General features: G+C 62.1%; 9 protein-coding genes, 1 tRNA gene and 1 pseudogene. 6 read left to right on the top strand and 5 right to left on the bottom strand.

Going from position 1 to position 11620, the window contains the following annotated elements; all coding sequences use genetic code 11:
- The first annotated feature begins 418 nt into the window (after window positions 1–418).
- Both LIG30_RS26300 and LIG30_RS26295 read left to right on the top strand, forming a co-directional pair.
- On the top strand, window positions 419–1165 hold the full coding sequence (locus tag LIG30_RS26300; protein ID WP_152986085.1) for a hypothetical protein: 747 nt from the start codon (window positions 419–421) through the stop codon (window positions 1163–1165).
- A gap of 720 nt (window positions 1166–1885) precedes the next feature.
- Entirely contained in the window at window positions 1886–2875 is a 990-nt protein-coding gene (locus LIG30_RS26295) for a hypothetical protein (RefSeq protein ID WP_152986084.1), read from the top strand.
- A gap of 170 nt (window positions 2876–3045) precedes the next feature.
- Here LIG30_RS26295 and LIG30_RS13330 read toward each other — a convergent pair.
- A pseudogene (locus LIG30_RS13330) lies at window positions 3046–3750 on the bottom strand (tyrosine-type recombinase/integrase); the annotation flags it as partial.
- A 171-nt stretch (window positions 3751–3921) separates the two neighbouring features.
- On the opposite strand from LIG30_RS13330, the gene LIG30_RS26290 reads away from it, so the two are divergent.
- Window positions 3922–4057, top strand: a tRNA-Ser gene (locus LIG30_RS26290).
- A 600-nt stretch (window positions 4058–4657) separates the two neighbouring features.
- Window positions 4658–4891, top strand: a complete 234-nt coding sequence (locus tag LIG30_RS13325; RefSeq protein WP_038712907.1) for a hypothetical protein — start codon at window positions 4658–4660, stop codon at window positions 4889–4891.
- A 74-nt stretch (window positions 4892–4965) separates the two neighbouring features.
- Here the strand turns inward: LIG30_RS13325 and LIG30_RS13320 are convergent, their stop codons facing one another.
- A complete protein-coding gene (locus tag LIG30_RS13320) occupies window positions 4966–5718 on the bottom strand; it encodes a Mut7-C RNAse domain-containing protein (RefSeq protein WP_038712906.1) in 753 nt (250 codons plus the stop codon).
- Window positions 5719–5771: 53 nt separating this feature from the next.
- On the opposite strand from LIG30_RS13320, the gene LIG30_RS13315 reads away from it, so the two are divergent.
- Window positions 5772–6683: an NAD(P)-dependent oxidoreductase gene (locus LIG30_RS13315; protein WP_268760701.1), complete on the top strand. Its 912-nt coding sequence runs from the start codon at window positions 5772–5774 to the stop codon at window positions 6681–6683.
- Between the two features lie 92 nt (window positions 6684–6775).
- Window positions 6776–7417 (top strand): LysE family translocator, encoded by a 642-nt coding sequence (locus tag LIG30_RS13310; RefSeq protein WP_038712902.1) that lies wholly within the window; start codon window positions 6776–6778, stop codon window positions 7415–7417.
- Between the two features lie 195 nt (window positions 7418–7612).
- Here the strand turns inward: LIG30_RS13310 and LIG30_RS13305 are convergent, their stop codons facing one another.
- From LIG30_RS13305 to argC, 3 genes are all read right to left on the bottom strand, one after another.
- On the bottom strand, window positions 7613–8443 hold the full coding sequence (locus LIG30_RS13305) for an OmpW/AlkL family protein (RefSeq protein WP_038712900.1): 831 nt from the start codon (window positions 8441–8443) through the stop codon (window positions 7613–7615).
- A 20-nt stretch (window positions 8444–8463) separates the two neighbouring features.
- Window positions 8464–9714, bottom strand: a complete 1251-nt coding sequence (locus tag LIG30_RS13300) for a DUF2957 domain-containing protein (RefSeq protein ID WP_038712899.1) — start codon at window positions 9712–9714, stop codon at window positions 8464–8466.
- Between the two features lie 785 nt (window positions 9715–10499).
- Window positions 10500–11447 (bottom strand): N-acetyl-gamma-glutamyl-phosphate reductase, encoded by a 948-nt coding sequence (gene argC / locus LIG30_RS13295; protein ID WP_038712897.1) that lies wholly within the window; start codon window positions 11445–11447, stop codon window positions 10500–10502.
- Between the last annotated feature and the right edge of the window lie 173 nt (window positions 11448–11620).

Raw genomic sequence — 11620 nt, 5'->3', positions numbered from 1 at the left:
GCTACCGGCAGCTCGGACAGCGCATGTTAGATCGTGAGCACCCAGCGCCAAGGTTCGCCCGCAGCAGGTCGCGTGGTCGTTGGCAGCAGCGCACGAGCAGACGTTGTAAGTGCTAGCTCATGGTAAGCGTGGCCGGTTGGGGACACGCTTACGGTTCACTTGAGCAGTGAACCATGACGGCCTTCCGTCCAAAAGGCGTGTGACAATCGACTTGCTACCGGTGGAAGACCGGCCGGACGGCATTGACGGGAAGAAGTACATTCGGCTATACGCTGATATCGGCTTTTGATTCAGTGACCGAGCCATCGCTTCGGTCCAGGCGCGATCTCACGACGGTGGCCCGGTAGGGTGGCGTGCAACTGTCTCAACGTCATCTTCGAGTGACCCAGTCGTAAGGCGGGCAACCAGGCTGCTATCGATGGTTCATGAACTGCACAAGGTTGGATATCAAAGACTCCGTATTTGCGCTGGTCGCTCGGTAACCGGTGGCGAGTGGCGCTTGCATATCGTGCCGGCTGGTGAAACGACTGCTGATGGGTGGACGCCGAAGGATACAGAGAGATGGCCGTCGTACACTTCTGATGACGGGAAGAAATTCTTCGGCTGGACAGACACGGATGTTGATGATGCTCGCTGCTTGGCAAATAAGTTCGTTGCGCGATTCCCAGAAGTCGCGGTAGCGGGTTTAGGCCAGGATTGGATGTACGCGGGGTGGTTTACTGAAGTGCTGGGGCGCGCTGAGCACGATCGATTGCCAGCGTTTTATGGTGGTTTGGACTTTTTTCCAGCGGACGACGAAAATCTGCCGCCGCCGGCATCGGGCTTCAGCATTCCATCACCGGGTAACGAACTGATTGTTGACCAAGCGCTTAAGATTGAGATGCTTCCGCCTCCGGGAGCGCCATATGAACTGCTTGAACCGTTCTGCCTGACGTACGATGGGTATCGCGGTGGGTTGCGAACTATCGAAGACTGTTTCGCTGTCGCGAAAATGGTCGAATCGCAAGGGGTGACGGCATCATCTATAGAGAACCTGCGGACGGTTGCATTCATCTATCAACGGAAGATCAAGAATAACTCGGAGTTGATGGCCGCAGATGTCAGAGATGTCCGGGTGATTCGCGAGGTTGTCGAAGAGTTGCGGCGACGGCTGACGGCACGCTAATTGTTTCAAAGGGACGGGTCGAAGCGTGCAAGTCGTTATATGACGCTGTTGATCATCTGCGCAGTTGCATCTACAGTGCTGCGCTATCCAGCGAAAAGTAGGTGTCGACCGTCGCGGTGTTGAGCGGAATCGCCTGCGCTTGGGTTGGTGGAATTTCCGGTTGACGGCCAAGATCTGAGCAGTACGCGGAAGCGTGCCATTTGTCCACGGTGATGTGACGGGAAATGGACCATAAGTGCGCAGGAGAGCATGATTGGGGGCACTTTTGGGGGCATCTTAGCCGCTTAATGTGGTGGGCAGTTTGCTTCATTACGGTCTGGAGTTCGATCCTCTATTCTCTGTGGAGCGACTCCGGATACAGCTGCTGAAGAGGCGTTGGGACTACTAGCAGCGTAATTTTTCGGCCCGGTGGAAGACACATGGCACATAGATGGCACTGTGCCGGCGCCTTCCCCCCACTTTCCTAATGTTTGCCTTGCGCCCAATCTATCAGGTCTTGGAATCGAAAACCCGGTTCTCGCTTTGGCAAAAACCTTTCAAAGTGATCTCGTATCCGAGTTGTGTTGTCGCAGTGATTATATTCTTGCAACTAATGCGCTAGGCGTCAGAGCTTTGCTTGGTCGGCATTGACGGAGCCGAATCCGACTGTCGGCAATTGTTCCAAAAATCTAGATGAAAGCATAAGCTGACGAACCCGATAGAGAATAGGAAAACAGGACAATGTCCATTGTGAAGAGACTAGAGAACGTAGAGGTTGAAAGTTTGTACTCTGGAGCGAATTCATCTATCTGGCGCTCCCACGCGCGTGCACACGATCTCGCAAAAAAAGCCGCAAGAGAAGAGGATTTCGTGGCGACACTGGTGACGGACGGCGTTCCCTTGCTAGAGGAGCGATGGCGCAAAGTTCTTGGCGGAAAAGGAATTGACGTCCAGGTCGCAGGTGTCTTCTGTCACGGGCATCCGCAGGTCGAATTTGATTATCCAAATGGGCGCGTTGAACTCGCCGACCTCCTCGTGGTGCATCGACACTCAGAGGGGAGATCAGACGCCACGCGAGCCATGCTCATACAGGCGAAGATGTCAGTGGACGGAACGCATAAGCTAGATCCGAAAGATCCGCAACTCACGTTGTATACGACTTGGCCAAATTTCGAGTTCGTGACCGGAGGACTGAAAACAGGGCTTCGACAAATCAATGAAAAGGGAAAAGGCTCCCGATATTCGTTGGTACTGGCTCGTGAGGCCTATCCGGAGGATATTGAATGGGCCGATCAGTGTCCATGGAGTGGCACTCCGGCGGCTGTTAACTTAACTGCGTCTCGTTCCCTGTCGAAATGCCTCGGCGATATGTTGCTCGGCAAGGATGGACGACTAGTCCACTTTGGATCGTCGACGGATCAGTGGTCGATGATGATCAAAGAGCTACTGGAGGTGACTGCGACTAGGACGTACAGTAGGCGCAATATTGGCCGAGAGGACGTGCCGCGAGGAACTGTGTCTGCCGGAGCGATGCATTTCTCGGGCCAATTGGGGTTGCTCCAGATCGGCGAGAAAAAACGCCACCCACGGTCACTAATCAATCGATTTTTTGGCAGTGTTCCCGTTAAGCAAAACGGCGACGGGGGCAACCAAACTCCAATAGAAAAGCGGGTTGATCTTCCGGAGGGCGGCATATCTTCGCTGATAATCCAAACGATGGCGCGGGGGTAGCAGGGCGTTGCGCAAGTGTTTCAGCGGTAATTCGGGAAAGGAGCGAGTGCCGCGCGCCAAAGGAATTGCGCAGTCCGATGGTTGTCATCCAGACCTCGAACTCATTTCCGGGCGCATTGGTCTATTGATCCACTGGCCCGGGAGTGAAAAGGCGGACAGTTCGCTTGGCGTCACTTCGGCGGCTCAAACCTGATCTGCGCTTGATCCAAGATCCAAGACTCGATCTTGTCGTGCCACATTCGCAGCAGATCAAGTGGGCGGCGCCGGTAGTGTTTCTCGGCGATTGCCGATGGCTTATGTCCTTGGATTTGGGCGACGACGCCGACAGGAACCTCGACCCACTCAGAAAGCGTACCGAATGATCGGCGCAGACCGTGGAGCGAGATGTGTGGTAAACCCGTCGGTGCCAACGCGCGATTATGCGCGTGACGCGGCTCAGCAATCTTCCCGTCTGCCGCAGTCTTGCTGGCGAATACCCACTCGGACGGTTCCCACTGGTTGCCTCTTTGTGCAAGACGGGCGACGTGGCGTTTATTGGGAGGGGTTTCATTCAGTCGTTGAAGGTTCGACAATAGGCTCGCTAAATACGGAGTCAGCGGAATAGTCCGACCGCCGGTGCCTTCCACTTTGTCGTTCATCGTCAGACTCCGCCACCGAAAGTCCACGTCTTCCCAGCGCAACGCGGCTAGCTCCTCCCGACGGGCTCCGGTGATCAGGAGCCCTTGTAGGTATGCGCTGATGACTGGATTCGCGATACCACGTACCGCGCTAAACCAAACAGACAGTTGCTCGCGCTGCAGGCAATCGTCCTTCGCGGTGGTGCGAGGGAGAATGCCCTTGACCTTTGGCGAAGCATAGGCGTCTTGGGGGATGATGTCCCAGAGGAACGACTGCGACTTACCCTGTTCGCAGCGATGCGCCTCTACCCGAGCCGCAGTGAAGTTTACCTTCGCCACCTAACCTCCATATCCGTAAGCCGGCAATCTCATGTAACCGCCATGTAACCCGATTATGGGGCAATGAAGGGATGTAGATCAACATCAACGGGAAGGTTGGTAAGAAAAAATCATTGAAATACAATGGTTTGCGGAATCTGATCAACTCGAATCCATCTCAAGAAATGTCGACTTTTTCGCATTCGCAATGCGAAGGTCGTGAGTTCGATCCTCATCCGCTCCACCAACAGAATCAAGGGCTTAGCCGATGGCTAGGCCCTTTTTATTTGGCGTCCGGCCACAGCTTCACCGTGCGGGAGCGCCTGGCGCCCCCGTCGCCCGCTATCTATCCCCGCCACGACCAAGTAGCGCACTGCGAAAGCGCTTCGTGATCGTCAAGACAACTTACATTTCTCCATCGCCTGCCGTCGCGCCGCGCCACTGCACATCCGGAACCATGCGTCTTCGCCGGATTCGCCGCGAGCGGGCAGGGGGGCGTCGGCCGAGCGCGCCGCGCCGAAAGCACGGGCGGCCCGTCGGCGCAACCCGGATTCGTGCCGGGTCGCGTGCGCCTTCCGTCATACCGATAATGTCGGCGCAGGCCGGATCGCGCGGCTTTTTTCGCACGGCCGTTCGTGCGTCCGCGCGAAAGTTGCAAGCGGCTTGTCAACTCACCGCGAAGGCGACGCGTTATGGAGACAGTGTGTCAGTGGCTGCGGGAACGGATGGCGACGCCGTCCTGCCCGACAGGCGCCGGAAGCATCGGCATGACTGGCGCTCCGATGCGTACGTCTCGCATCTTTCGTACCGGTATGTTTGATTTGATTTCCCTATTAAAGGAAAAACAATGAAGAAGACTCTCGCTTCGATCATGACCGCCGCTTTCGCACTGGCTTCGGTTTCGGCTTTCGCGCAGGCTTCGGCACCGGCTGCTGAAGCGCCGGCAGCCGCATCGGCACCGATGAAGCACGACAAGACCAAGCCGAAGCACCAGCTGAAGCAACACGGTTCGGCAAAGGGCAAGGCGAAGGCCGCTGCCGCTTCCGCCGCCGGCACGAACGACAAGGGCGCGCAACAGTAAGACGCGCTGCTGCGGCCGGGCTGCCGGCCGGAAGTCGCAACCCCGCATGTTTCCGCATGCGGGGTTTGTTTTTTTCAGGCGTCGGGCGCGAGCGCGCGCATCGCCTCGACGACCGTGTGCATGCGCCGCCAGTGCGACCCTTCCCAGAACACGCGCTGACAGACGTCGCATGCCGCGAAGCGCTGATGGCGGCGCCACACGCCGTCGGGCACGCGTGACGCCGCATCTTCTGCGCGCAGAGGGTGCAGCGGCACGTTGCACCGCAGGCACAACCGGAACGGCCGCATGTGCGGCGCCAGATCGAGCCGCGCGAACAGTTCGCTCAGTTGCGCGGCCGGCTTGACCGCATGCAGATAGCAGCCGCGCGCGACGGCGCGTCGCTTGAGCAGCTCGCGATCCCGCGTGAGCACGATCCGGGCGTCGTGCTCGGCGAGCGCGGCGATCTCGTCGTCGCTGAAATGATTGTCGTAGCAGGTGTCGAATCCGGCCAGACGCAGCAATTGCGCGAGACCGCCCAGATGCGCGTCGGCGACGAAGCGCCATTCCCGGTGCGCCGGCGGCGGTGGCGCGGGCGGGTCGTCGGCCGGTTGCGCGGCGCGTTCGGGATAGACGTCGACATGGTCGCCGTCCGCCAGCAGGCGGTCGAATCGCGCCGGCGCGCCGTTGACCTGCAGACGCCCGACCTCGGTGTGCGGCACGCCGAGCGCCTCGACCATATGTTTCACGGTCGCCTGGCGCGCGCACGCACGGGCAAACGCGCGGTCGCGCAACGCGCGCGCGAGGAACGCGTTCAGTTCGCCGTGGAAACGGAAAGTCGCGGTCGTCATGGGCGCAGTATCGCATCGCCGGAACCGTGGCGGTGCCTGCACATCACGCAAAGCTGTGCTTAACTCCGGACTTCCCTACGAGAAAGGAGCAGGCGATGGATCTCGGGTTTATCGGGCTGGGTGAAATGGGGCAGGCGATTGCCGCCAATCTGCTGAAGGCCGGGCATCGCGTACGGGTCTGGAATCGTTCGCCCGAGCGGCTCGCCGCGCTGGTCGGGATGGGCGCGCAGGCGGTCGATACGCCTGCCGGCGCGTTTCGCGGCGATGCGGTGCTGTCGATGCTCGCCGACGATGCCGCCACGCGAGCGGTCTTCGACGACGCGTTGCTCTCGCAGGCGCCGCGCGGCCTGATTCACGTGAACATGGCGACGATTTCCGTCGCGCTCGCCGAGTCGCTCGCGCATGCGCATGCCGCGCGCGGCATCGAATACGTTGCCGCGCCGGTGATGGGGCGGCCGGACGTCGCGGCGGCGGCGCGCCTGACGATCATGGCGGCCGGCCCGGCGGAAGCGATCGACCGGATGCAGCCGGTGTTCGACGCGATCGGCCAGAAAACCTGGCGGCTCGGCTCGCTGCCGCAGCACGCGAATACCGTGAAGATCGCGGCGAACTTCACGCTGGCGTCCGCCATCGAGACGCTCGGCGAGGCGTCCGCGCTGCTGGCCGGCCACGGTGTTGCGATGCGCGATTTCCTCGACGTGATCACTCACAGCGTATTTCCGGGGCCGGTGTACGAAGGTTACGGCGCGATGATTGCCGAACGGCGCTACGAGCCCGCGCGCTTCAAGGCACGGCTCGGCCTGAAGGACGTGCGGCTCGCACTGGAGGCGGGCGACGCGGTGTCGGTGCCGCTGCCGGTGGCGAGCGTGCTGCGCGACAGTCTCCTCGACGCGCTCGCGCACGGCGGCGGCGACCTGGATTTCGCGGTGCTCGGCGAGGTGGCGGCGCGCCGCGCCGGGCGCTGAGCCGGCCGGCGCGGGCGCGGGACAAGCCCGCGCCCTCGCCTGTCCCGGCATAATGGCAGTTCCCTTTCATTCCTTTTGCGGCAGAGGCGGCAATGAGCTTGCATACCTGGTGGCTTTTCGTGGCGACGGTGTTCGTGGTGTCGGCGATTCCCGGGCCGAACATGCTGCTCGTGATGACGCATGGCGCGCGTCACGGGCTGAGGCGCTCGTCGGCGACGATGGCCGGTTGCCTGACCGCGCTGGTGCTGATGCTGTCGGTGTCCGCGGCCGGGCTTGGCGTGTTTCTCGAGGCGTGGCCCGCGATGTTCAACGCGCTGCGCTTTGCCGGCGCCGCGTACCTGATCTATCTCGGCGTGAAGGCGTGGCGTGCGCGCGTCGACGAGGCGCCCGCCACCGGCGAAGCCGAAACCGCGCTGCGCGCGGTGGCGCCGGCGTCGCGCTGGGCGCTGTTTCGCAACGGTTTTCTCGTTGCGGGCAGCAATCCGAAGGCGATCCTGTTCGCTGCCGCGCTACTGCCGCAATTCATCAACGCGTCTGCGCCGACGCTGCCGCAGTTCGGCATCCTCGTCGTTACGTTCGCTGTGATCGAGGTCAGCTGGTATCTCGTGTATGCGTCGTTCGGCACGCGCATCGGCGAGACGCTGAAGAGCCAGAACGTCGCGAAGGCCTTCAACCGCATGACGGGCGGCCTGTTCGTCGGCTTTGGCGCGATGATGGCGCTCGTTCGTCACTGATTCGGATGGGGCCAGAAGAGGCGGCAGATTCGAGTGATGATTCGAGGGAAAATACTGATTTTCTATCTGCAAATGTTGCATTGCGACAATCGATTCTGTATAGTTGCTCCTGTCTCCTCCATGTCTCCTCTGATATGGATTCAGCCCGCCTCTTCAGGCGGGCTTTTTTTTGCCCGTTTCTCGTCCGCCGCCGGATCAGAACTTGTATGACATCGCGACGTAGCTGATGATCGGGTCCGCCTTCAGGTCCGATTTCGACTCCGCGAGCACCGATCCGTCGGCCGCCTTGATCGTCACCGTCGACGTCGTCTTCAGCGGGATGTACGTGACCGATGCGACGAGCCCCCAGTGGTCGGTGATGTTGTACTGAAGGCCCGCGTTGAACACCGGCTGCCAGGACGACGATGCCTTCGCCGACACCTGCGTCAGCCCCGGCTTGCCCGCACCCGCCGCGAGGATCGCGCCGAGGTTCTCCTGCGTCTGCTTGACGAAATTCGGGTTGAGCTGCAGGTCGCTGAACCAGTTGTACGACACGCCGATCCCGAGAAAGGGCCGGAACTTCGCGGTGGCCTGCGCGAAGTAATACTGCAACACCACCGCCGGGCTCCATTGCCGCACGCTCTTCACGATCGGATTGACCGACCCGAGCCCGATGTTCTGCGTGCCCAGCGCGCCCGCCGGCCCGGGCGGCTGGATCGTGCCCTTGGCCGACACCTTGAACACGGGCGGCACGCCCGCCACCGACGTGACGGCGATATGGTCCGTCAGGAAGTGGCTGATGGTCAGGCCCACGGTGTCCGCGCCGCTCGTGCGCAGCCCCGTGCCGGCCGACGTGAACGACGACGGCAGCCGCAACGGGGTGTTGATCGGCTGCGGCGTGACGTTGGTCGTGAGCGGCGTGCTGCTTTGCACCGGCATCACGTGGAACCAGCCGAGCGCGACGACGTTGCTGCCCGCGCTTTGCGCGTGCGACGCGAGCGGCGCCAGCGCGGCAGCGCCGGCCGCCGCGCAGAGAAGCTTCTTCATGTTGTGGCCTCCCGTGACGGTTACTGCACGAACGCGCCGATCGTGAAATACGGCGAAGACGCGTTGGCCATGTCGAGGAAGCCGAATATGCCACCCGAGAAAATGAACTTGCCGGTCGCCGTCGCGCTGCTCGCGCCGGCATGCGTCGACGTGACCGTGCCCGGTACCGTCTGCGTGTAGTCGAGGTTCAGTGCGGTCGCGGACGATGCCTGCGACGCCTGGAACGGATCGAGCAGCGTGGCCTGGTTGTTGACCAGCGCGTTGGTGCGGTAATTGAACTGGCTGTCGACACCGATGTACTCGCCGTTTTGCGAACCGAGTGCGATCGCGGCTTGCGGCGCGAGAATCGAAATGCCCGATTCGTCGTCGGCGGTCAGGCCCGGCACGCCGTTGCTGTCGGGTGCCGCACTCGGGTTCGCGACGCCGGTGCGCACGAGAATCGGCACGAGCTGGTTGCGCAGCTTGCCGACGATCATGAAGCCCTTGCCCTCTGGAAGCGTCGACAGCGTGGGTCTCAGCTGGCTCTGGTAATGATCGGTCTCGAACGCGCCGCTGCCGTCGGCCGACTGCACGAGGTTCGTGCCGGGCTGACGGCAGGTGTTCGCATACTGGCCGGTCGTGTCGCACTTGCTCCACGTGCCGTTCGCGTTGATCGTGATCTTCGCGTCGATCGAGGCCGGCGCGAAGTTCTGCGACGGCACTTCGTCGAAGCCGAGATGGCTGTAGGTGCCGGCGACGTTCGCGAGGTTGGTCTCGATCGACGAGAAGCCGATGAACGGGTAGTACGGGAACCGGGTGTCCGGCACTGCAGCCAGCCCAAGCACGCCGCCGAACTGGATTTCCTTGCCGGGGATCGTGCCGCCAGCGACACCGAAGCCGACGAAGATCCGCGCCGGCCGGCTCGCGTCGAGGCTGGCGCCGTTGAGGCGGAACGCACACTGGTTCAGCTTGTTGGTCGGCAGCAACGTCTCCTGCGTCAGCGTGCCGCTGTCGACGGTGCCGGCGCGCGTCGGCGTGACGGTGCCGGTCGTGCGCGGGATCGCTGATTCGACGTAGGTGACCTGCCAGGTCATCCTGGTCGTGTCGAGCTGCAGCTTGACCAGCTCGCCGCTGCCCGCGCCGCCGGTGAAGACCGTGCCGTAGTCGAGCGAGGCCGGGCAAAGGCGATCCGCGGCGAGCGCGACCGGCGTCGCGTTTTCGCCGTCGCCGCCACCGCAAGCCGAAAGAAGAGGCGCGCTCAGGGCCGCCGCCAGAATGAGGTTCCGTTTCATGTTGCTCCTCCAGAATGTGTCTTGTGTGGCGACCGTCTCTGTGGCGGCCGCTTCTTGCTTGTGTGCTGCCGGCGCCGTGCCGTGCGCCGTGTTGAGCTGTTTCGACGGCCGGGCGCGACGGGCGAGCGCGCTACAGGCCGGGCGTTGCAGGTCCGCGAGCATGGCGCCGGCCTGAGCGAAGCCGGGGAACGAGTGGAAATCGGGCGGGGATTCCCCGCGTGTCACGGCATGCGCCGAAACACCGGAAGACATTGACGGGACCAGGTGCGACGGTGTCCTTCTCTCCACCGGAGCCGGACAAAGGGGCCATGGCAAAGGCCGTTGCCACCCCCTTCGAAAAGGCGTGCGACATGCCGCTGTCTCCAATCGTTTAATTTGTGCGAGCTAATTTGGCCGCGCGGCTTTTTGCTGTCAATTGACGAATTCGTCTAAAAAAGTCGATTTAAACGGTGGTGGAGAAATTCGCGCTTTTGGGAATTGGCGTCGAGTAAGATTTAAAACGGAAAAGGTGTTTTAAATGCGTCCCGGCGGCGGAGTTGGCGGGTGTGTCCGGCACGGCGTGGTGGCCTGAGGAGCCAGTGCCGGCGGGGTTTCGGGCGTCTGCATCCGGAAAATCCCTATTCGGGATTTACATGGCAAATCGGATCTTCTGATAATTGGAAAAACGCGGGGAATTGAAAGCTTGTGAATATTCGTGAATGCGCGCGCAAAATGCCGGGAATGGGATTTTCGGGCAAATAAAAAGCCGGCCATCGGCCGGCTTGTGTGGTGCGCGATTCGCGACGTCAGCGCTTGAGGCCCGTATCCTCGGCTGCGCCGATGTTCAGGTTCATGCACTGGATCGCGGCGCCCGACGCGCCCTTGCCGAGATTGTCGAGGCGCGCGACGGTGACGAAGCGCTCTTCGTTGCCGAACACGAACAGGTCGACGCGGTTCGTGTCGTTGTTCGCCTGTACGTCGAAGAAGCCCGAATCGAGGTTCTCGTCGGCATTGAACGGCGCGACGCGCACGAACGCTTCGTCGGCGTAATACTCGGCGAGGATGCGCTGCACGTCCTGCGGCGTCGCGCGTTTCGCGAGCTGGCCGGGCGTGAAGTAGGTCGTCACCGCGAGACCCTTGTAGAACGGGCCGACGATCGGCGTGAAGATCGGCGGGGTGGCAAGCCCGGTGTGCGCGGCCATTTCCGGCAGATGCTTGTGCGCGAGGCCGAGCGCATACGCGCGCGGGCTCGCGAGCTTGCCGGCGGGGTTGTTCTCGTAGTCGGCGATCATCGCCTTGCCGCCGCCGCTGTAGCCGGTGATCGAGTAGCTGTGCGCGGCGAACGACGGCGCGACGACGCCGGCTTCGACCAGCGGGCGCATGCCCAGCACGAACGCCGATGCGTGGCAGCCCGGCACCGCGATGCGCTTTGCGGTGCGGATGCGCTCACGCTGCGCGCGCGTCAACTCCGGCAGGCCATAGGCCCAGTCCGCGCTGGTGCGGAACGCGGTGCTCGCGTCGATCAGCGTCGTGTCCGGATTCTCGACGAGCGACGCGGATTCGCGCGACGCCGCGTCGGGCAGGCAGAGGAACGTGACGTTCGACGCGTTGATCAGGCGGCGGCGCTCGTCGACGTCCTTGCGCTTCGCTTCGTCGATGCGCAGCACTTCGATGTCGCTGCGTGCCGACAGGTATTCGAAGATCTTCAGGCCGGTGGTGCCTTCCTGGCCGTCGACAAAAACTTTGGTGCTCATTTCGCTCTCACAGAAACGGGGCCGCGGCGCTCTCACGCCCGAAAACCGCCATTCTAAGACGTCATGCGGCGGGCCGTAACCGCGCGAGGCAAAAAAAGGACGGCCCGCAGCCCGTCTCGAGTCCCCTTATCGGGCGCCGGGTCTCGATGGCCGCCAAGCGCCGGCGGCGGCGG

Source organism: Burkholderia sp. lig30, from assembly GCF_000687455.2.
In the GTDB taxonomy this organism is placed as follows: domain Bacteria; phylum Pseudomonadota; class Gammaproteobacteria; order Burkholderiales; family Burkholderiaceae; genus Burkholderia.
This window is presented reverse-complemented; position numbering and strand designations above follow the sequence as displayed.